Annotated in this window: 19 protein-coding genes; 10 read left to right on the top strand and 9 right to left on the bottom strand. The window is 67.6% G+C overall.

The window, feature by feature from the left end; genetic code table 11:
• Window positions 1-20: 20 nt before the first annotated feature.
• Together J2X92_RS06940 and J2X92_RS06935 are read left to right on the top strand one after the other, a co-directional pair.
• Window positions 21-1,388 carry an SDR family oxidoreductase gene (locus J2X92_RS06940; protein ID WP_307574464.1) on the top strand — a complete coding sequence of 456 codons (1,368 nt, stop codon included), beginning with the start codon at window positions 21-23 and terminating at the stop codon, window positions 1,386-1,388.
• Window positions 1,370-1,843: a DUF2269 family protein gene (locus J2X92_RS06935; protein ID WP_307574463.1), complete on the top strand. Its 474-nt coding sequence runs from the start codon at window positions 1,370-1,372 to the stop codon at window positions 1,841-1,843. The genes J2X92_RS06940 and J2X92_RS06935 overlap by 19 nt, the downstream gene beginning before the upstream one ends.
• On the opposite strand, the gene J2X92_RS06930 is transcribed toward J2X92_RS06935, so the two are convergent.
• The gene (locus tag J2X92_RS06930) at window positions 1,844-2,104 is read right to left on the bottom strand and encodes a hypothetical protein (protein WP_307574462.1); all 261 of its coding nucleotides are present in this window, start codon (window positions 2,102-2,104) and stop codon (window positions 1,844-1,846) included.
• Between the two features lie 15 nt (window positions 2,105-2,119).
• A complete protein-coding gene (locus tag J2X92_RS06925; RefSeq protein ID WP_370878332.1) occupies window positions 2,120-3,025 on the bottom strand; it encodes a ZIP family metal transporter in 906 nt (301 codons plus the stop codon).
• 268 nt (window positions 3,026-3,293) lie between these two features.
• On the opposite strand from J2X92_RS06925, the gene J2X92_RS06920 reads away from it, so the two are divergent.
• The gene (locus J2X92_RS06920; RefSeq protein ID WP_307574461.1) at window positions 3,294-3,578 is read left to right on the top strand and encodes a hypothetical protein; all 285 of its coding nucleotides are present in this window, start codon (window positions 3,294-3,296) and stop codon (window positions 3,576-3,578) included.
• Window positions 3,579-3,614: 36 nt separating this feature from the next.
• Here J2X92_RS06920 and J2X92_RS06915 read toward each other — a convergent pair whose 3' ends face one another.
• The 3 genes from J2X92_RS06915 to rpoN are packed head-to-tail and all read right to left on the bottom strand — an operon-like array spanning window position 3,615 to window position 5,631.
• Complete coding sequence (locus J2X92_RS06915; RefSeq protein WP_307574459.1) at window positions 3,615-3,920, bottom strand: hypothetical protein; 306 nt, start codon at window positions 3,918-3,920, stop codon at window positions 3,615-3,617.
• Window positions 3,917-4,177 carry a hypothetical protein gene (locus J2X92_RS06910; RefSeq protein WP_307574458.1) on the bottom strand — a complete coding sequence of 87 codons (261 nt, stop codon included), beginning with the start codon at window positions 4,175-4,177 and terminating at the stop codon, window positions 3,917-3,919. Before J2X92_RS06910 ends, J2X92_RS06915 begins: the two co-directional genes overlap by 4 nt.
• 14 nt (window positions 4,178-4,191) lie before the next feature.
• Entirely contained in the window at window positions 4,192-5,631 is a 1,440-nt protein-coding gene (rpoN, locus tag J2X92_RS06905; RefSeq protein WP_307574457.1) for an RNA polymerase factor sigma-54, read from the bottom strand.
• A gap of 203 nt (window positions 5,632-5,834) precedes the next feature.
• Between rpoN and J2X92_RS06900 the strand changes: the two genes are divergently transcribed.
• Window positions 5,835-6,209, top strand: coding sequence for a histidine kinase dimerization/phospho-acceptor domain-containing protein (locus tag J2X92_RS06900; protein WP_307574456.1), 375 nt, complete (start codon window positions 5,835-5,837; stop codon window positions 6,207-6,209).
• A gap of 123 nt (window positions 6,210-6,332) precedes the next feature.
• Entirely contained in the window at window positions 6,333-7,760 is a 1,428-nt protein-coding gene (locus tag J2X92_RS06895) for a sigma-54-dependent transcriptional regulator (protein ID WP_307574455.1), read from the top strand.
• Here the strand turns inward: J2X92_RS06895 and J2X92_RS06890 are convergent.
• Entirely contained in the window at window positions 7,730-7,972 is a 243-nt protein-coding gene (locus J2X92_RS06890) for a hypothetical protein (RefSeq protein ID WP_307574454.1), read from the bottom strand. The two genes, J2X92_RS06895 and J2X92_RS06890, sit on opposite strands and share 31 nt — an antisense overlap.
• Window positions 7,973-8,112: 140 nt before the next feature.
• On the opposite strand from J2X92_RS06890, the gene J2X92_RS06885 reads away from it, so the two are divergent.
• The 3 genes from J2X92_RS06885 (at window position 8,113) to J2X92_RS06875 (ending at window position 14,146) form a co-directional block, all read left to right on the top strand.
• Entirely contained in the window at window positions 8,113-12,732 is a 4,620-nt protein-coding gene (locus tag J2X92_RS06885; RefSeq protein WP_307574740.1) for a PAS domain S-box protein, read from the top strand.
• Window positions 12,733-12,807: 75 nt separating this feature from the next.
• Window positions 12,808-13,815: a chemotaxis protein CheB gene (locus J2X92_RS06880; protein ID WP_307574453.1), complete on the top strand. Its 1,008-nt coding sequence runs from the start codon at window positions 12,808-12,810 to the stop codon at window positions 13,813-13,815.
• Between the two features lie 127 nt (window positions 13,816-13,942).
• Window positions 13,943-14,146: a KGG domain-containing protein gene (locus J2X92_RS06875; protein ID WP_307574452.1), complete on the top strand. Its 204-nt coding sequence runs from the start codon at window positions 13,943-13,945 to the stop codon at window positions 14,144-14,146.
• 31 nt (window positions 14,147-14,177) lie between these two features.
• On the opposite strand, the gene J2X92_RS06870 is transcribed toward J2X92_RS06875, so the two are convergent.
• From J2X92_RS06870 to J2X92_RS06860, 3 genes are all read right to left on the bottom strand, one after another.
• Window positions 14,178-14,711 (bottom strand): hypothetical protein, encoded by a 534-nt coding sequence (locus J2X92_RS06870; protein ID WP_307574451.1) that lies wholly within the window; start codon window positions 14,709-14,711, stop codon window positions 14,178-14,180.
• Between the two features lie 184 nt (window positions 14,712-14,895).
• Entirely contained in the window at window positions 14,896-15,786 is an 891-nt protein-coding gene (locus J2X92_RS06865; RefSeq protein ID WP_307574450.1) for an SIR2 family protein, read from the bottom strand.
• A gap of 10 nt (window positions 15,787-15,796) precedes the next feature.
• Entirely contained in the window at window positions 15,797-16,324 is a 528-nt protein-coding gene (locus J2X92_RS06860) for a DUF2244 domain-containing protein (protein ID WP_307574449.1), read from the bottom strand.
• Window positions 16,325-16,491: 167 nt separating this feature from the next.
• Between J2X92_RS06860 and J2X92_RS06855 the strand changes: the two genes are divergently transcribed.
• Together J2X92_RS06855 and J2X92_RS06850 are read left to right on the top strand one after the other, a co-directional pair.
• The gene (locus J2X92_RS06855) at window positions 16,492-16,749 is read left to right on the top strand and encodes a hypothetical protein (protein ID WP_307574448.1); all 258 of its coding nucleotides are present in this window, start codon (window positions 16,492-16,494) and stop codon (window positions 16,747-16,749) included.
• A gap of 231 nt (window positions 16,750-16,980) precedes the next feature.
• Window positions 16,981-21,132, top strand: coding sequence for a CheR family methyltransferase (locus tag J2X92_RS06850; protein WP_307574447.1), 4,152 nt, complete (start codon window positions 16,981-16,983; stop codon window positions 21,130-21,132).
• Window positions 21,133-21,137: the final 5 nt, after the last annotated feature.

Genomic DNA, 21,137 nt, shown 5'->3' with positions numbered 1-21,137 from the left:
GGCACGGCGAAGGACGAGCGATGAGAGTGGTGATCGTCGGGGCGTCCGGGTTTCTCGGCCGCGCGTTCGCCGAAGCATTCGCCCATCGCGGCGCGGACCTGCTGTGCACAGCACGTGACGCTGAGACTGCCCGCACGCAGGCCTCCTGGCCGCAGGCACACACGGAATGGATCTCCGCCGACCTCGCGCAGGTTCCGCCGGCTTCCTTCTGGACGCACCACCTGCGCCGCGGCGACGTCGTCGTCAACGCGGCCGGCCTGCTGCGCGAGCGCGGCAGGGGGGAACTCGAGGCCGTGCATCACCACGGCCCTGTGCAGCTGTTCGACGCCTGCGTCGAGGCCGGCGCCGCGCTGGTCATCCAGATTTCGGCACTGGGCGCTGCACCCGATGCCATCAGCGGCTATCACCGCAGCAAGGGCGAGGCCGACTGCCACTTGCGGCAATGCCGCGTCGCGTCGGCTATCGTGCAGCCCTCTCTTGTGTGGGGCGATGAAGGCGCGAGCGCAGCGCTGTTTGCGGCGCTCGCGGTGATGCCGCTGCTGGCGCTGCCCGGCGGCGGCCGGCAGGCGGTGCAGCCGGTTCACCTGGACGATGTGGTGGCAGGCGTGCTGGCGCTGGCAGAGGCGCGCCCGGTGCGCAGCCGCACCATCGATTTCGTCGGGCCCAAGCCGGTGAGCTTTCGCGATTACCTGGCCGACCTGCGCGTGCAGCTTGGCTACGCCCGCGAGGCATGGGTGCTGCCAATACCCGAGGGCCTGTTCCGCTTTGGCGCAATGCTGGCGGGCCGGTTCAAGGGCAGCTTTCTCGACACCGACACGGCCGGCATGCTGCTGCGCGGCAATGCCGCTCCGGCCGACGACTTCGCGCAGTGGCTCGGGCGCGCGCCGCGCTCGCACCGCGCCTTCGTTCCCGCCCATCGCGCAGAGGCACTGCGCCGCGCCTCGTGGCTGCAATGGATGCTGCCGCTGCTGCGTGTGTCGGTGGCGCTGGTCTGGATCTGGACCTTTGCCGTGTCCATCGGGCTCTATCCGCGCGACCAGAGCCTGGCGCTGCTGGCCCGCGTGGGCGCCAGCGGTGCGTGGGCCGAGCTGCTGCTCGATGGCGCGGCGCTGTTCGACCTGGCGCTGGGCATCGGTACGCTCGTGCTGCCGGCTGCCTGGCGCGCCCGGGTGCTGTGGCCGTTGCAGCTTGCCCTGATCGCCTTCTACATGGCGGCCATCAGCTGGGCGATGCCGGAGTTCTGGCTCCATCCCTTCGGTCCGCTCTCCAAGAACCTGCCGATGTGCGCGGCCATCGTGTTGCTGTGGGCCATGGAGCCGCCCGTGCGCCGCGGCCGGCGCGCCGCACGGCCGCCTCGGGAAAAGCCGCCATGGAATACCTCCTCCTGAAATACGTGCACGTGATCTCGTCGACCCTGCTGTTCGGAACCGGCGTCGGCTCGGCCTTCTACCTGCTGGCCACCACGCTGTCGCGCGACGTGCGGGCGGTGGCGGTCGTGTCGCGCATGGTGGTGCGCGCCGACTGGCTCTTCACCGCGACCACGGCCGTGCTGCAGCCGGTCACGGGGCTTTGGCTCGTGCATCGCATGGGCATGCCGCTGTCCACGCCGTGGCTGGCGGCCTCGCTGGCTTGCTATGCGCTGGCCATCGCGTGCTGGCTGCCGGTGGTGTGGCTGCAGATGCGGCTGCGCGACCTGGCCGCGCAGGCGGCACGCGAGGGCACCCTGCTTACGCCGCGCTACTGGTTCTTCTTCAAGTGGTGGGTGGCACTGGGCGTGCCGGCCTTCTTTCTTTTCCTGGCGCTGTTCTGGCTGATGATCGCCAAGCCCGCGCTCGGCGCCTGATCAGGCCACGGCTTTCGCGTGCTCGATGATTTCATGCACCGTGTACGAAAGGCTGGAGAGATAGCGCGCATCCGCCGCAAACGAACGGCTCATGGCCCCGATCAGCTCGCTGAAGTCCTCGTCGGCGGGGCCGTCGCCGGCATCGCTGCACCCGTGCGACAGCAGATCGTTGATCCGGGTCTGCACGCGCATGTAGTCGGCGCGCAGCAGCACGCTGCGGGCGAGCAAGACATCCAGGTTCAAAAGGTCCAATGCGGTCATGGGATGTTCCTTTCTTCAGCCCAGCGCGGTGTCGAGCACCATCATCACCACGAAGCCGAGCATCAAGCCGCCAGTCGCGAAGGCTTCGTGTCCTTGCCGGTGCGATTCAGGAATGATCTCGTGGCTGATGACGAACAGCATCGCGCCCGCCGCCAGCGCCAGCCCCCACGGCAGCAGGCTGGCCATCAGCGTGACCACTGTTGCGCCCAGCACGGCCATGGCGGGCTCCACCAGGCCGGAGGCCACGCCCAGGCCCACCGACAGGAGCCGCCCGTAGCCCACGCCGCGCAGCGCGAGCGCCACCACCATGCCTTCGGGCACGTCCTGGATCGAGATGCCCGTGGCCAGCGCGGTGGCCGCCACCGGATCGGAGCCTGCAAAGGCGACGCCGATCGCCAGGCCTTCAGGCAGGTTGTGCAGCGCGATGGCCAACACGAAGAGCCAGACCCGCTTCAGCTTGAGCGCCTTCGGTCCTTCGACGCCTTTCACGAAGTGCTCGTGCGGCACCAGCCGGTCGATGGCCAACAGCAGCGCCGCGCCCAGCAGCACGCCGGCGCCCACGATGCCGCCCGCACCCCACGAACCGGCACCCTGCGAGCGTGCCGCCTCCAAGGCTGGAATTACGAGCGAGAACGAGGTGGCCGCCAGCATCACGCCTGCACCAAAGCCCAGCATGCTGTCGAACACGCGCTGCGAGAACTGTTGTGACAGCAGCACCGGTATCGTGCCGAGGGCAGTGGCCAATGCCGCCAGGCTGCCGCCGAGCAAGGCGCCGCGCACGCGCGCATCGCCGGCGGCAATCGCTTCCGCCGCCTCGAACATCAGCAGGGCCAGGCCGGCCGCGACGATGGCAAAGCCAAACACCCGCCGCAACGGTCGCATCCTGGGGCCGCGTGCACACAGCAGATCAAGAGTCGTCATCTTCGATCAGGGCGAGAGGAAGGGCCCGCAAAAAAAGCGGCGGCCACCACGGCCGCCGCCTAACTCGCACCTGCATGAACAAGGTTGTCGAGCCGGTGTCGTCACCTGTCGGCAGATTCGGGTGGCGGCGGAATGCGCCGCGTAGGAACCTTTCTCGTGTGAGTCGGCTGCGCAGACTACACGTGCACGCCCAAGCCGATGCGGGCATGCCGTTTGCCCCTCTCGCGGCGTCCTTCCTCTTCTTCTTCAACGCCTTGGATGTGCCGCCATGAAAAGATCGCAATCGCGCGTGGGCCACGCCAGCGAGTGCTATGAACTGCTTGAACTCCTCTCTCGCCGGCAGATGCCCGTGGTGTGTTCCGAGCCCGACGACATTCACAAGATCCTTGCGCTGCGCAGCGCGTCACTGCTGCAGGCGATGACCGAGCCGACGGTCGTCCTGCGCACGGGGGAGCGGCGGATCGCGCGCGCCATCGTGACCGGTATTACCGCAGAAGGCCGTGCCGCCTGCATGTTGCGCAACGCAACTGCGCTGCCGGCCGGCCGGCGTTGAGAGAGCGAGAGGCAGCGCGCCGCGTGCGCGTGCCCTTCAGAACTGCCCCTGGCCGTCTCCCGTGCGGTCGTGCACCCAGCGCATGGCTTGCTGCTGCGCGTGCCGCAGCGCCTCAGCTTCGGTGGCGTAGGCGATCTCGTCGGTGTCGTCGGGCAGCATGGTTTCCTGGTCATCGGTTCCTTGGCCGAGGCAGACCACCACCGGTCGGTACACACCCGTGCGCATGCGCGGAGCGCTGTATGCGAAGCGCCAGCCCCGGTACACGAAGATGTGGCGCTGCTGCTGGTCTCCGGCAGCCGAAGGGGAGCCGGGCGCCATCTCCGGTGGGTCCTGCGCGGTCATCGGACCTGCTCCACCAATGCCGCCGCGGCTTCCGCCTGGCGGGGAGGACGCGCACTGGCCAGGTCGAGCGCGCTGCGGCCGTCCGGCGTGAGCGCGAGGAACCGGGCCACCTCGGATTTTCCGGCGACGGGCCTGAGCGTCAGGGCCACCACGAGGCCAGCGGCGCGCAGCACCAGCAGCTTGTTGATGTCCTCGGGATCGGTGAGCGTGAGAGGCGCGCGGCACTTGGCGAGCGTGTGCAAGAAATCGATGGACATGGTTCTCCTTGTGCTTATGGTGCGGGCGACATGCGGCGGCGCTCGAAGGGGTCGATGTTCATGCTCTGGCGGTACTTGGTGACGGTGCGGCGCGCAATGCGGAAGCCCTGTTGCGCAAGCTGGCGAGCCAGCGCGGCGTCACTGAGCGGCGCCACGGGCTTTTCCACCGCAATGAGCTCGCGGATGAGACCCTGCAATGCCACCGGCGCGCTGGCGCCGCCGGCCGCATGGTTGAGCCCGCGCGAAAAGAAGTGCTGCAGCTCGAAGACGCCAGCCGGCGTGGCCATGTACTTGTTGTGCACGGTGCGCGAGACGGTGGATGGATGCACCCCCACTTCATCGGCGATCTCGCGCAGCCCGAGCGGCTTCATGGCGAGCGGGCCGTGCTCGAAGAACATCTTCTGGCGCGCGACGATGGCGCGCGCCACGTCCAGGATGGTGTTTGCGCGCTGCGACACGCCGCCGACCATCCAGCGCGCCTGTTCCAGGCATTCCTTCATGGCGGGGCATTGGCTTGCGCCGTGTTTCTCGAACATCTGCGCGTAGGCCGTGTTCAGTTTCACGCGCGGCAGCGCGCTGGCGTTGAGCGATGTCTTCCACGTGCCGCGCACCTTCTTCACGGTCACGTCGGGGATCACGATGCGCGCCGCCGTTTCGCCGAACTGCCAGCCCGGATGCGGGTTGAGGCGCCGGATGCAATCGATGGCCGACTGCACTTCATGCGCCGACGCGTCGAGTGCCTTGGCAAGCTTGCTGACGTCGTGCGCCGCGAGCAGGCCGATGTGCTCTTCGACCATACGGCGCGCGAGCCGGCGAATGTTTTCGTCCCCATGATCGGAGGAAGCCGCCAGTTGGAGGCACAGGCATTCGGCCACGCTGCGTGCCGCCACGCCCGCCGGGTCGAGCGCCTGCACGCGCCGCAGCGCCGTGCGCAGTTCGCGTTCGGCCTCCGCGCCGGTTTCACCCAGGGCGGTGCCGATGTCTCCGAGCGCAATGCGCAGGTAGCCGTCGTCGTCCAGGGCCTCGACCACGGCGCGCGCAAAAGCCATCTCGCGCGCGGACAGGCGCAGCACGCCGAGCTGTCCGTGCAAGTGGGCGCGCAGCGAATCGGGCAATGGCACGCGCTGCATCAGGTCGAAGCTTTCGTCATGCGACAAATGCCTGTCGCTCGAGGCGGGCGCGGCGGTGATGCGGTCGACGGCGGCTGCCGCTTCAAGGTCTGCGGCGGCCTCGGTTTCGGCTTGGGCCAGTGCCTGGGCCGGCGCGGTTTCGGCAGCGTCGTCGTCCTGCGGCGGCGCATCAATGTCGAGAAATGGGTTCAGTTCGGCCGCGTCGCGCAAGGCCTGCGCGTATTCCTGCGCCGACATCTGGAGCAGCCGCACGGCCTGCTGCAGCCGGGGCGAAAAGACAGGAGCCTGCACCTGGCGGGTTTGCAAAACAATCGATGGTTTCATGGTTCTCCGTAGCGCCTGCCACCCCGTGGCCGGATTGGAAAGTGCAACGGTCGTGCCAGGCATTTCGTGCCCGAAATGGCTGAAACTCAATAGAATTTTTGTAAAAATGCGGCCGATCCAACGCGGCGCCGGCAGCCTTGCCGTAAATCTTGCGGCGCTCCGAGGGACAGACAGGGAAGGCTTCTTTGTCGCAAACTTCCGCCATGAAAAATTCATCGCGAGAAGCCGCGGGCGCTGCGGCGGGCACGGCAATGCTGATCGGCCTGAGCGCCGCGGCTCTTGCGGGCATAAGCCTCGCGCTCCGGCAGAAAGCGCGCTCCGACAAGGCAGCCGCCGACCTGCTCGCAACCCACCAGGCGCACCAGGCCCGGCAAGCCCGGCAGGCCATGCAGGCGCAACGCCTCGAACACGATCTGCGCAGCCCTATCGGCGCCATGGCCGTGGCGCTGGAGCTCTTGCGCACCTCTGATGACAGCGCCACAAAGCTCGAAGCCCTGCAGGTGCTGGAGCGGCAGGTCGCGCGTATGACGTCTCTGACAGAGCAAGTGCACCAATTCGCACAGGGCTTGAACGATTGAGCCGTCCGGTGCGCGTGCGTTCGAAGCGCAGTATCTTCACTGGAGCGAGACGAGTCGGAAGCAAAGCAAGAAATCGCGGCGAAGCAGATACAGCGCAGCACGGGCATCACGCCAGGAACGAAGTTGGGCCACGCACTCATAGTTGAAGACGACGAGGACTCGGCGAAGATGATCGCCGCCTTGGTCGCACGCGAAGGGCACACGGTCATGTGCGCCCACGCCATCGCTGCGGCCCGCCGGCTCATTGCCATGCAGCGGCCCGACCTGTTGCTGCTCGACCTGCATCTGCCCGACGGAAACGGCTTCGACCTGCTGGACGACCCGCAGATCGTGAGCGACACCATGCTGGTCCTGATGACCGGGCAGGCGAGCCTCGAGACCTCCATCCGGGCCCTGCGCCTCGGCGCGGCCGACTATCTCGTAAAGCCCATCAACCCGCAGCACCTGAAGGGCCTGCTCAAGCGCCTGATCCCTCCATCGCAGCTGCGCGCCGAGCTCGACGAGGTGCAGGAGCTTTGGCGCGAGACGGGGCGCTTTGGTCACCTCATCGGCCGCTCGCAACCCATGCAGCGCGTCTATCGGCAGATCTCACGGGTGGCCGGCACGGCCGTGACCGTGTTCATCCATGGGGAGAGCGGCACCGGCAAGGAGCTTGTGGCCCGCGCGGTGCACGACCTGAGCCGGCGGCGCGATCAGCCCTTTCTTGCGGTCAACTGCGGTGCGCTGTCGCCACACCTGGTCGAAAGCGAAATCTTCGGCCATGAGCGCGGCAGCTTCACCGGGGCGGAGCGCCAGCACCAGGGCTTTTTCGAACGCGCGCACGGCGGCACGCTGTTTCTGGACGAGGTCACCGAAATGCCGCCCGAACTGCAGGTGAAACTGCTTCGCGTGCTGGAGAGCGGCACCTTCATGCGGGTGGGTTCCACCCAGGTGCAGCAGACCGACGTGCGCATCATCGCGGCCACCAACCGCGACGCCGCCGAGGCTGTGGCGCGCGGCAAGATGCGGGAAGACCTGCTGTACCGCCTCAACGTGTTTCCGATCGGGCTGCCGCCGCTGCGCGAGCGCGGCGACGACATCGCGCTCATTGCCACCAGTTTTCTGCAAGACCTCGGCCGCCAGGAAGGCGGCACCAAGCGCCTCACACCGGCGGCGCTGGCGCGGCTGGCGGCGCACCGCTGGCCGGGCAACGTGCGCGAACTGCGCAACGTGGTGCAGCGCGCCTGGGTGATGGCTTCCGGTAACGAGATCGACGAGGAATGGCTTCCAGCCGGCGGCTCTTTGCCCGAGCCGGAGCTAGAGCCGGCGCTGGGCCAGGCGTTTGCGCCGGCCGCGCTCAACGGCCATCGCAACGGCGCCGAGGCGGTTACCCCGCCCGGCGCAGGGGAAGACCAGATCGTGATCGAAGTGGGGACGCAGCTCGCGGAAGTGGAACGGCGCGTCATCCTGGCTACCTACGAACGGTGCGGACGCCACAAGGAGCGCACCGCGGCGCTGCTCGGCATCAGCATGAAGACGCTCTACAACCGGTTGAAGGAGTACCAGCAATGAGAGGAATGCGGCTGCGTCGGCGCATGCCGACGGCCGCGTGAAGAAGGGCCGGTGGCCGCAGCCGAAGCGCGCATTTGCGCACGGTGGCGTTCCTTCCATCCGCGCAGGCGCAACCGGTACGCCGCGGCGCCTGCGGGATCGAAGTCGGTTCCCAGATAGTTCGCCGGATCTTCCAGGGGATGGCGGGCGAAATAGCTGCTGAGTTCGTTCATTGCGTGTCTCCGGTGCGTGAGGGTTCTCGCTCGGCGAAGGTCTCGCGCAAGGCAACCCGGCAAACAGCGTGCCAGCCGGTGCCGCAGCCCCGGGCCGGAACGCCGTTTGCCGCAGAAAAGGAGAAAACGCATTGGATGCAATGACCCCCGACGAGGCCGAGGAAGAGCAGGGCGATCAGAACGACGACGCCGTGCCTTCGCGCGGCTATCGCATGCTGCCCGTGGTCGGCCTCGGCGGCGCCGCCGGCGGCATCCAGGCTGTGGGCGGCTTCCTCGAGGCCACGCCGGTCGACACAGGCATGGCCTTCGTGGTCGTGCTCTCCCTGCCGGCAGAGGAGGAGGACACGTTGGCCCAGGTGCTGCAGCGGTCCACCCGCATGCCGGTGGTGCCGGTAGCCGGCAAGGAGCGCATCGCGCCCGACACGGTGTACGTCATTCCGCCCGGCAAGGCGCTGCGCACGCGCGGCGAACACATCGAACTGGCGGCGCTGCCGCCGGGCCAGGGCCGCCATGTGGCGGTCGACTTCTTCTTTCGCACGCTGGCCGATACGCACGGCCCGCATGCCATTGCGGTGGTGCTCTCGGGCGCGGACGGCGACGGCACCATCGGCGTCAAGCGCATCAAGGAACGCGGCGGACTGACCATCGCCCAGGAGCCGCAGGAAGCCCTGCACGGCGGCATGGCGCAGTCGGCCATTGCCACCGGAATGATCGACTGGGTCTTGCCGGTGCGCGAGATCGGCGCCCGCGTCCACGCCTATTGCCGCATCGAACGGCAACTCAGGCTGCCGCCCGAACAGCTGCCGGACCACGGTGAGGACGGCGCACCGCCGGCCGAGGACGTCGACGAGGCGGCTTTCCGGGAAGTGCTGGCTTTCGTGCGCAACCGCAGCGGGCGCGATTTCACCCACTACAAGCGCTCCACCGTGCTGCGGCGCATCGGCCGCCGCATGCAGGTGAACGGCGTGAGCAATCTCGCGGCCTACCTGGATTGCCTGCGCACGCGCCCCGGCGAGGCCGGCGCGCTGCTGCAGGACATGCTGATCAGCGTGACCAACTTCTTCCGCGACGGCGAATGCTTTGCGGCTCTCGAAGGCATGGTGCACGAGCTGTTCCGGGGCAAGACGGCGGCCGACACGGTGCGCGTGTGGGTGGTGGCCTGCGCCACCGGCGAAGAGGCCTACTCGATTGCGATGCTGCTGGCCGAGCACGCCCGCATGCTCGAGAGCCCGCCCTCGATCCAGATCTTTGCCACCGACCTGGACGAGGATGCGGTGCAAGCCGCCCGCGAAGGCATCTACCCGATGGTCTCGGAGGCGGATGTCTCGGAAGAGCGCCTGCGGCGTTTCTTCGTCCACGACCAGCGCGGCTACCACGTGCGCCGCGAATTGCGCGAGATGGTGCTGTTCGCGGTGCATGATGTGCTGAAGGATTCGCCGTTCTCGCGCATCGACCTGGCCACCTGCCGCAACCTGCTCATCTACCTCGACCGCGAAGCGCAGGCGCGCGTGTTCGAGACACTGCATTTCTCGCTGCTGCCCAGCGGGCGGCTGTTCCTCGGCGCCTCGGAGGCGGTGGATGAAGACAGCCCCCTGTTCTCGGTGCTCGACAAGAAGCACCGCATCTATGTGCAGCGCCATGCGCCCAAGGCCGCCTCGCCGGTGCCGGTGGGCCGCAGCAGCACGGCCATGGCGCTGGAGCACAGGCGCCCGCCGCCCGTCATTCCAGGTGCGGCCTTCGCGGCCCTGCAGCGCGGCACGCCGCCGACGCTGTCCGACGGCCGCCCAATCACCTGGGCCGAGCTGCACCTGCGGCTGCTCGACCGCCTTGGGCCGCCCTCCATCCTGCTGGACGCCGAGCACGAGATGCTGCACATCTCGCCCGCGGCAACGCAGTTTCTGCACTTCAGCGGCGGCGAGCCGTCGCGCAACGTGCTGCGCGCTATCGTGCCCGACCTGAAGGCCGAGCTGCAGACCGCGCTCTACCACGTGAATGAACGGCGCGAGCCGGTGGAAGTGGCGCCCGTGAGGATACGGCTGGGCGCGACGGGCGAGGCCGACGTGTCGCTGCGCGTGGTGCCGGTGGAAGAGCTGGGGGGCGGTTTGCTGGTGCTCTTGAAACGCGACGATCCGGCGAGCGGCGGCGGCACCATCGTGGTTCCGCGGGTGGACGCCGAGCCCATTGCCGAGCATCTGGAGCGCGAGGTCGGGCGCCTCAAGCTGCAACTGCGCGAAACCGTGGAGCAGTACGAGACGTCGACCGAGGAGCTCAAGGCGAGCAATGAAGAATTGCACGCCATGAACGAAGAGCTTCATTCGGCGACCGAAGAGCTCGAGACCAGCCGCGAGGAGCTGCAGTCCATCAACGAAGAGCTCACCACCGTCAATCACGAGCTCAAATGCAAGGTGGACGACCTCGGCCAGGCCAACAGCGACATGCTGAACCTGATGGACGCGACGGCCATTGCCACCGTGTTTCTGGACCGCGAGTTCCGCGTGACCCGCTTCACGCCCAGTGCGGTGTCGATCTTCAAGCTGATTGCAACCGACCTGGGGCGGCCGCTGTCGGACCTGACCACGCCGCTGGACTACCCGCAGCTGCCTGCCGACGCGCGCCGCGTGCTCGAGACGTTGCAGCCCACCGAGCGCGAGGTGGGCGACAGTGCAGGCAACTGGTACCTTGCGCGCGTGCGGCCCTACCGGACCATCGAGGACCGCATTGCCGGCGTGGTGCTGACCTTTGTAGACATCACCGAACGCAAGGAGGCGCAAGAGTCGCTGCGGCAATCGCAGGAGCGCTTCAGCGCCATCGTCAACCAGGCGTCGGTGGGCGTGGCGCAGACACGGCTCGACGGCGAGATCACCTTTGCCAACACCTGCTACCACGCGCTCATGGGCTATGACGAGAACGAGCTCGTCGGCCAGCGCGCGCTGGACCTGGTGCATGCCGCGGACCACGCGGCCATGTCGGCCTTGTTCGGGCGGCTTGCGCAGTTCGGCGAGCCGTTCCAGTGCGAGAGCCGCAACGTACGCAAGGACGGCTCCTTCATCTGGCTGCACAAGAGCGTGACGGTGCTCACGGATGCGAGTGGCAAGCCCGACTCTGCGCTCATCGTGTGCAGCGACATCAGCGAGCGCAAGGCCGCGGAGGAAGCACTGCGCGAAAGCGAGGAGCGGTTCCGGCTGATGCTGGAGAACGCGGTCGACTACGCCATTTTCTCGGTCGACATGGAGCGCTGCGTGAAAAGCTGGAACACCGGCGCCGAGCGGCTCCTGGGCTACACCGAGGCCGAGATCCTGGGCCGCTCGGCCGACGTCATCTTCACCGAGGAAGACCGTGCGGCCGGTGCGCCCGAGGAAGAAGTGCGCACCGCGCTTCGCGCCGGCAGGGCCTCCGACGATCGGCTGCACCAGCGCAAGGACGGTTCGCGCTTCTGGGCCAGCGGCGCCCTCATGCCCATGCACAACGGCGACGGCGCGGTGATCGGCTTGGTGAAGGTGCTGCGCGACCAGAGCGAACAGCGCGCCGCGCAGCAGGAAGTGGAGCAAAGCCGAAGCGAACTGCTCGATGCGCTGCGCGCCAATGAGGCCGCGCGCAAGGCGCTCGAAGCCGCGGACGCCGCCAAGGACCGCTTCCTGGCGGTGCTCTCGCACGAGCTGCGCAATCCGCTCGCCTCGATCAGCGGCGCCGCGGAACTGCTGGCGCCAGTGGAGCTTCCCACGCCGGAGCAGGGGCGCGCGGCGCGCGTGATCCGGCGCCAGGCTTCGGCCATGAAGGTGCTGCTGGGCGACCTGCTGGACGTGTCCAGCCTGCGCCGCGGACGGCTGGTGCTGCGCCGCGAACGCGTCACGGCACAGGGCATCGTCGAAGCGGCGCTGGAGGCGACCGACCCGCTGATCGAATTTGGCCGCCACAAGCTGGAGCTGGATGTTTCCGGCGACGAGATATTGCTCGACGCCGACCCCATGCGCCTGACCCAGGTGGTCTCGAACCTGCTCTCTAACGCCGCCAAGTACACGCCCGACAAGGGAGAGATCCGGCTGTCCCTGCACGCCGATGGAGGCGATGCGGTTTTCGCGGTCACCGACAACGGCATCGGCATGGACCCGGAGACGGTCGAGACGATGTTCGAGATGTTCACGCAGAGCGTGCATGCCCATGACCGCGCGGCGGGAGGGCTGGGGATCGGTCTTGCGCTGGTGCGCAACATCGTCGAGCTGCATGGCGGCACGGTCACGGGCGAGAGCAAGGGGCTCGGCCTCGGCAGCCGATTCACGGTGCGCATTCCGCTGGCCGAGCGGCGCGTGGCCGAGACAGAGCCTGCGCAGGAAACTCCAGCGGCGGCCTTGTCATCGGCGATGGCTCCTGTAGAGGCCGGCGCGCCGCGCGTGCTGCTTGCGGACGACAACGTGGATGCTCTGTGGGGCATGGCCCGCATGCTGTCCATCTCGGGCTTCAGCGTGAAGACCGCCGACAACGGCGTCGATGCGCTGCGCGTGGCGGAGCACTTCAGGCCCGATGCCGCGGTGCTCGACATCGGCATGCCAGGGCTCGACGGGCACGAGGTGGCGCGCCGCATTCGCGCGCAGCCGTGGGGGCGCGGCATGCTCCTGGTTGCGGCCACTGGCTGGAGCCAACCCGAGGACAAGCTCGCGGCGCTGGAGGCGGGCTTCGACGAGCATCTGGTGAAGCCAGTGGCGGCGACCGATGTGCAGCGCCTGCTGCGTGCGCGCGATGGAAGCGCCGTGACCGACGGCTGACCCACAGCCCTTGGCGCGTGCCGGGCACGCCGCTTGCCACGCAGGAGGGATTCGCCGTACTTCTGCTTGTCAGGAATGCCCCATTCGCCCGAACAACAGGCCATCTTCATAGGCGCTTCCGCGGGAGGCGTCTATGCAATGCTCGATCTCGTCCGTGCGCTGCCGGCCGCGTTTCCCGCGCCCATCTTCTTCGTGCAGCACATCGGCGCCCACCGCAGCCATCTCGCCTTCCTGCTCGACGGCCGCGGCCCCATCCGCGCCGTCGAGGCGAGGGAGGGCGACGTGCCGGCGCCCGGCACCATCTACATCGCGCCGCCCGATCACCACATGCTGCTGGAAGGCGGCGTGGTCCGCCTGACCCGCGGACCCAAGGAACACCATGCCCGCCCCGCCATCGATCCGCTGTTTCGTTCTGCCGCGCTGGATTGCGGCACGCGCGCCGTGGGCGTGGTTCTCACCGGCATGCTCGATGACGGCAGTGCCGGACTGCGCGCCATCAAGGACTGCGGCGGCATCGCCGTCGTGCAGGACCCGGCCGAAGCCCATGAACCCAGCATGCCGCAGAGCGCAATGGCCGCGGTGGAGGTGGACCACGTGGTCCCGCTGCAGGGCATGGGCCAGCTCCTGTTCGAGCTTGCACAGCCGCGCACCGGCCTGCCGGCTCCTGAGGCCCCGGCGACGCTGCGCCGCGAATACGCCGTGGCCCTGGGGGAGCGCGCCGTGGAAAACCTGAAGGCCATCGGCAAGCCCTCGATGTTCAGCTGCCCCGATTGCGGGGGCGTGCTGTTCGAGCTGAACGACAAGCGCCTGGTGCGCTACCGCTGCCACACGGGCCACGCGTTCAGCATGCGCAGCCTGGCCGCCACGCAGGAGCAGGTGACCGATTCCGCACTTTGGACCAGCCTGCGGGCCTTGCAGGAGAAGGAGTCCATCCTGCGCCGGCTGGCCGAAGTGCAGAAGGCGGAGGGCGTCGGCAGCGCCGAGGCCTCGCTGCGCGAAGCCGACGAACTCGCGGCCGCGAGCGCCGCACTGCGCAAGCTCACGTTGAAGGCGCCGAGCTCGGCGAGCTTCGACGCGAGCTGAGGCGGCGCCCGGGCCGCGCGCCTGCGCGCACCGGAAGCGGGCACGCCGGTTGCCAAGAGATCGGTCGGCGCGCAGAGGTTGTGCGCACAGGCCCGCACTGTGTTCGCGGATCGAAGGAAATCACCCAATGAACGACCAAGAAGGGCGTATTCGTACCCGTCGCGGCTTTGCCGGCATGGATCCCGAACGCCAGAGAGAGATCGCCAGGCAAGGCGGTCGCGCGGCCCACGAGCTGGGGCGCGCGCATGAATTCACCCCCGAGGAAGCCCGGCATGCGCGGGCCAAGAGCCTCAATGGACGGGCGCAGGCGGCCGGACGGCTGCAGGAGTGAGCAGGCGGGCAGCAAGGCGCAGCCGCCGCGCTCAGGCGATCGCGGCTTGCAGTGCAGCGGGCTCGAAGCTTCTTGCGAGCACGGCATCGAAGCCTGCAATGCCGCCACTGTCCTGCGGCTCGCGTTGCTCCTGCGCCAATGGAGAATCCTCGACCGCAACCATGCGGCCTTCGAAGCCGGCGCCCCGCGCGCGCTGTCCCAGCGAGAGCGCCGTCCCGGTCGAGGTGCGCACGTCGATTACCGCGATCTCGGGCGCGCGCTGCATGAGGGCGGCATAGCCGCTGTCACAGGTCGCCGCCAGCTCGACCCTGTAGCCCGCGTCCCAAAGCAGCCCACCCAGCACCGCCAGCAGTCCCGCGTCGTCGGACACGGCCAGCGCGCGGCCGGCGTTGCCGGCGCCGCGCTGTGCATGCGCGACGAGCTCGGTCATGTGCGCCGAGAGCTGGCGAACCTGGCGCCCCACCACGATGCTCGCATCGCGCAGCACCGCGTGCGGGAGCTCCACGCGCGCGAGCACCTCGCTCGCCGACGAGATCGCAGCCAGCGCGTTGCGGGCGTCATGCACGCAGCGGTTCAGATCCAGGTTGTTGTCGGGGGGGGAGATCGGGCATGTGAATCCATCGCGTGGAGATGCGAGACGCCATGGCATACGGCGTGCCCGGTAGCAATGGCAAGGCAAGGCAAGGCGGGCGCTATTTGCGGCAAGTTTTGCAGGAATGGCCGGCTCGGTTGCAATGGTGAACGCGGCGCTAGCCGACCACGGCCTCCAGGAACTCGATCAACGCCTTGGATGGATCGTTGCGCGCGAGTGGAATCATCTCGATGCCCCATTGCGCGAGCACGGCCTGCTGCACTTCGTTGGCCGAGGGCGAGAACAGGTAGGAAACCGGCTGCGCCACGTCGGGCACCGACTGCTTCCAAAGTCGCGAAAGTTTGTAGAACAGGTAGCGGATGTTCACGTCCGCCAAGCTGTAGCCGATGAAGACGACCGAGCGGCCGAGCACGTCGGCGCGCAGCTTGATGTCCAGCGGCGACTCGAAGTCCAGCCGCGCAAAGTAGCTGCTTTCATCGAGCACGATGGAGGCGTCGTCCTCCAGGTCGCCGTGGAACTTGATGATCTGCGTGGTGCCCGGATGCAGCTTGGCAAGGTCGGCCACGCTCACGATCTTGGTGTACTTGACCTTGTGGTGATCGAAAGCGGCTTCGAGCCAGCGGTCGTAGTTGGTGGTGTAGATGATCGGAAAGCGGCCCTTCGCCAGCAGCTCGTGGATGCGCGAGGTCTCCACGCGCACGTCGCCACGGTGCCATTCGCGGTCCATCCAGCTGCGCAGCGGGCCGATGCTGCCGTGCCGAAGTCGGAAGTATTCGGCCAGTGTCAGGTAGCCGCCCTTGTCGCCGAAGGAGCGTGCATCGATGCCGAGCTCGCGCGCCATGTGCTCGATGAGCGCCGACCACGGCGGCAGGCCCAGGTCCATCGAGATGCCGGCCCCCACGAATAGCACCACCTTGCCGCGTCGATGGGCTTCGCGCAGCTGCGCCAGCTTTTCGTCGTGCGGCTTGCGCACTGAAGGGCGCGGCGCGACAGGGGGTGCGCTGCGTTTTCTGGCAACGTGTTTTTCGGTGCGGCGCGTGGTGGACATGGGCAGGGCACTAGCGGAGGCTGCCCGGCGTTCGCACGCGGGCCAGCACGCGGTTGAAATCGGCGGCGAAGCGGCGGCGTTGCGCCTCGGCCAGGTACACGGCCACGGGCACGCGAGTGCGGCCGCTGCACAGCGCCGGCGGGTCGGCATCGGCCCTGCATTCGAGCCGGGTCCAGCATGGGTTCAGGCGGACGGTGGCTGAACGAAAGCCCCGCGTGGTGTGCACTTCGAGTGTGTCGCCGGCCAGCACGAGCTCTTCGCCGTCGAGCGCGTGAATCGCCTGGTGAATGAAGGCCGCGGCAAGTGCCAGGGCCTGCAGTGCGCAGAAACCGAACACCATGGGATAGCCGACGATCCAGAAGCCGATGCCGATGGCGCAACTCAAGCCGGCCGCAGCGCCGATGTGCAGCATGAAGGCATGCGGTGTCATCGCAAAGTGGCGCCGGAGGTTCCAGCCAAAGGCCGGTGGTGCGCTGTCGTTGCCCGTTGTAGCGGCCTGCGCGTTGCCGCTTGCGGTGTGATCGATGAGGTCTGGCATTCTTTTTCTCCAGCATGTGTCACGCCCACAGGCATTTTCTCAAGCAATGGGTGTGCCCATTCGCGCTGTGGGCTTCGTCCGACGAGGCCTCTGGGCGTCTGCTGGCGCGGTGTACTGCCATGCGGCCGATGCTGAGTGCGTTTCCCACTTTTCCCGGAGGCAATGGCATGAAGAAGGACTCGGTCAAGGAGATTCGGCCCGGCGCGTCCTCGCAATCGGTGCCCGGCGAAGAAGACCCGGGCGCCTCGGTGGACCTCGTCCAGACGCCGCCGATGCAGCCTGGTGACGAGGCACCGCGCGGCGTGCCCGGAACCGGTGAAGCCATCTGCCGCCTGTGCGGCGGCAGCGGGCGCAGCAAGGGCGGCGAGACCTGCCCGGAATGTGGCGGCACGGGCAAGGTCAACGTGGGCGTCGGAGGCGGCTGAGCACAGGCCGCACTTCATCTCGTCGCCGCCAACCCGCACCATGTCGGCGCCGGCATCGCGAAAAACCCTGGTGGCCGGCGGCTCCGGCCCGTTCGCGGGCTTTGAACGGCTCAAAACCGAGGGAAAAAACCGGCGACAAAACCGGAAACAGCAGCCGACAAAGGGGCAAAATTTAAGGACTGAAACGAGCGCACGGCAAGCCTGGGGTTCCCGCTCCGCCACCGACTTTCAATGCCCACATCGAACCCGCCTCCGCCTTCTTCTCCCGCCAGCGCTGAACGCGAGCTCACGCCCAGCACGCTGAGCTTCCCGATCATCGGCATCGGCGCCTCCGCGGGAGGTCTGGAAGCATTGATCCGTTTCTTCGAGCAGATGCCCGCCGACCCTGGCATGGCCTTTGTCGTCATCCTGCATCTTTCGCCCAAGCACGAGAGCAACGCGGCCGAGATACTGCAACGCTCCACCCAATTGCCCGTGACCCAGGTCACGCAGCCGGTGCCAGTGGAGGTGAACCATGTCTACGTGATTCCGCCGGGCATCGAGCTGACCATGAACGACGGCTACGTGCGGGTTGCGCCCGGCGAGCGCGTCAGGGGCCACCAGGTGGCGGTGGACGTGTTCTTTCGCACCATGGCCGAGGTGCACAAGGAGCGGGCCGTCTGCATCGTGATGTCGGGCACGGGCAGTGATGGTGCGGTCGGGCTCACGCGCGTGAAGGAAAACGGCGGCTTGACCATGGCGCAGTCGCCCGAGGACGCGGCCCACGACGGCATGCCGCGCGCGGCCATCGGCACCGGCATGGTCGACATCGTGCTGCCCGCGGCCGAGATGGGTCCGCGCCTGGTAGAGCATTGGAACAATGCCCGGCGCATTCGCATGCCGGTCGACGAGCAGGTGGACCTTGCCCCGGAGGCCGACGGCGGGGACGCGGCCCGGCAGGCCGAGAAGGCGCTGCAGGAGATCATGGCGCTGCTGCGCACCTACACGCGGCACGACTTTCTCCACTACAAGCGCGCCACGGTGCTGCGCCGCATCGAGCGCCGGCTGCAAGTGAACCGCCTGGCCGACCTGCCGGCGTACCGAGACTTCCTGTACAACCATCCCGAAGAGGCGACGCCGCTGCTGCAGGACATGCTGATCAGCGTGACCAACTTCTTCCGCGACCCCGAGGCCTTCGAGGCGTTCGAGCACGACGCGATTCCCAAGCTCCTTGCAAACAGGCAGCCCGGCGAGCAGGTGCGCGCCTGGGTGGCAGGCTGCGCCACGGGCGAGGAAGCCTATTCGCTGAGCATGCTGCTTCGCGAGCAGGTCGACCGGCAATCCAAGCCTCTCGACATCCAGATATTTGCCACCGACATCGACGAGCGCGCCATCGCCACGGCACGCCGGGGCCTTTACGCGCAGGGCATTGCCGAGGACATCTCGCCCGCGCGGCTGCAGCAGTTCTTCGTGGTCGAGCAGGACCAGTACCGCATTGCGACCTCGGTGCGCGAACCGGTGCTCTTTGCGCTGCACAACCTGCTGCGGGATCCGCCGTTTTCGCGGCTGGACATCATCTGCTGCCGCAACCTGCTGATCTATCTGGACCGTGCGGCGCAGGCCCACGTGCTGGAGATGTTCCGCATCGCGCTGCGGCCGGGCGGCTACCTGTTCCTGGGCACTTCGGAATCGATCGACGCGGTGGGCAGCCTGTTCACCGCGGTCGACAAGAAGAACCGCATCTACCGAGTGAACCCCGATCTGCCGCCCGCGCGGCACGTGCCGCTCATCAGCGATGCGCCGGCAAAGCCCGGTTGGGCCGGCCCCATGGAGGCGCTGCGTTCGCCCAAACGTGCCGCAAGGCTGAGCTTTGCGGAACTGCACCAGCGTGCACTGGAACAGTTTTCGCCGCCCAGCGTACTGATTAACAGCGAACACGAGGTGCTGCACCTGTCCAACGGCGTGGGCCGCTTCATGGAGCGGGCCAGCGGCGAGCCGTCGAACAACCTGCTGAGCAATGTGCGGCCCGATCTGCGCCTGGAACTGCGAACCGCGCTCTTCAAGGCGGCGCAGACGTCCGGCAGTGTGGAGACGCGGCTGGTGCAGCGGCGGGAGGACGGGCGGCAGGTGTTCCTCAACATCACGGTGCGTCCGCTGCAGCAGCAAAAAGACAACGAGAAGGAAGCCGCTCCGCAGCTCACACTGGTGGTGTTCGACGAGGTGGAAGAGAGCATGCGCCCCGAAGGCGGCGAGCCGGCCGATGCGGCGCGCGAGCTGCTCATCGGCCAGATGGAAGGCGAGATCCGCCAGCTCAAGCTGCATCTGCAGGACACCATCGAAGGCGCCGAGACTTCGACCGAGGAACTGAAGGCCTCCAACGAGGAACTGCAGGCCATCAACGAGGAGTTGCGCTCCGCCACCGAGGAACTCGAGACCAGCAAGGAAGAGCTGCAGTCGATGAACGAGGAGCGCGTGACGGTGAACTTCGAGCTCAAGATGAAGGTGGAAGAGCGCGGCCGCATCAACGACGACATGCAGAACCTGATTGCGTCGTCAGAGATTGCGACCGTGTTCGTGGACCGTGGCATGCACGTCAAGCGCTACACACCGCATGCGAGCAACCTGTTCAACCTGATTGCAACCGACCTTGGGCGTTCGCTGTTCGACATCACCAGCCGGCTCGACTACCCGCAGTTGGCGGAAGACACTGCCGCGGCCTTCAAGGAGCTGCGCACCAGCGAGCGCCACGTGACCAGCACGGAAGGGCGACACTACCTGGCGCGGATCCTTCCGTACCGGACGGCGGAAGACAAGATCGAAGGCGCGATCCTCAACTTCTTCGACATCACCGACCTCACCGCCGCCGAAGAGCGGGTGCGCGCGGGCGAAGAAAGGCTGCGGTTGGTGGCGGCCACCACGCGCGACTTCGCCATCATCACGACCGACGACCGCGGCCTGATCGCCACCTGGAACGTGGGCGCCCGCCGCATCTTTGGCTACACCGAAGAAGAAATGCTGCGCAAGCCGCTGGCGACGATCTTCACCGCCGAAGACCAGGCGAACGGCGTGCCGGAAAAAGAGATGCGGCGCGCGCGCGAAGTGGGCCGGTCCGAGGACGAGCGCTGGCACCAGCGCAAGGACGGCAGCCGCTTTTTCTGCAGCGGCGTGACCACGCGGCTGGAGCCCGCGGCAGGCGGCGGCTACGCCAAGATCGCGCGCGACATGACGGGCACCAAACAGCATGAGCTCGCACAGGAGCACCGGCTCTTCAAGGAAAGGAAGGCCAGCCTCAGCGCGCAAATGGCCAACGAGCTCAAGGACAAGTTCCTGGCCGTGATGTCGCACGAACTGAAGCAGCCGCTCAACCTGATCCAGATGAACGCCGAGCTGCTGATGCACACGCCCGCCACCGCCGACAACCCGATCGTGCGGCGCGTGGGCGAGACCATCAAGCGCGCCGTGGCAAGCCAGACGCGCATCATCAACGACCTGCTCGATCTCTCGCGCATCCGCACCGGCAAGCTGCGACTGAACCGCGTGGCTGTCGACCTGGGCGAGCTGGTGCTGGCCACGGCGCACGGCGCGGTTGGCGGCGCGGCCGGCAAGAAGCTCGAGCTGGAGGCGGACTGCGAAGCCGGCGTGATCTGCGACGGCGACCGCGTGCGCATCGAGCAGATCGTGTGGAACCTGCTCAGCAACGCAGTCAAGTTCACGCCCGACGGCGGATGCATTTCAGTGCGCGTGAAGGCCGACGACGAAAACTTTGGCCGGCTCACGGTGCGCGACACGGGTTGCGGCATTGCGCCGGAGTTTCTTCCGCACGTGTTCGGCATGTTCAACCAGGCCAGCAGCGACGCCACGCCGCCCAACGGCGGACTGGGCATCGGCTTGGCGCTGGTGCAGGAGTTGACGCGCGCGCATGGCGGCCGGGTGGAGGTGCATTCGAACGGCGTCGGGCAGGGCGCGGAGTTCGACGTCTGGCTACCGCGAGTGGGCGCGCATGTGCAGGTGCCGGTGAATGAGGTCCCTGCCGAGGTCGACTTGCGCGGCTGGCGCGTGCTCGCGGTGGACGACTATGCCGATGCGCTAGCCCCCTTTGCCGAGGTGCTGCGGCTCGAGGGCGCGATTGTCGACGTCGCGCAAAGCGCGAAAAAGGGCCTGGAGCTGCTTGACGCGAACAATTACGACCTGCTCGTGTCCGACCTGGGCATGCCGGAAATGGACGGCTACCAGTTCATTGCCGAGGTGCGTCGGCGGCCGGCCACGCGCGAGCTGCGTTCCATCGCCATGTCGGGCTTTGGCCGGCGCGCCGACGCGCGGCGTGCGCTCGAAGCGGGATTCAATGCGCATCTGCCGAAACCCGCTTCGCTCGAGGAGCTCAAGGCGGCCATCGGCCGGCTGTGAATCGG

The sequence above is a fragment of the Variovorax paradoxus genome, from assembly GCF_030811855.1.
GTDB classification, from domain to species: domain Bacteria; phylum Pseudomonadota; class Gammaproteobacteria; order Burkholderiales; family Burkholderiaceae_C; genus Variovorax; species Variovorax paradoxus_L.
Note: the sequence above shows the minus strand (reverse complement) of the source record. Positions and strands in the feature narration are given on the sequence as shown.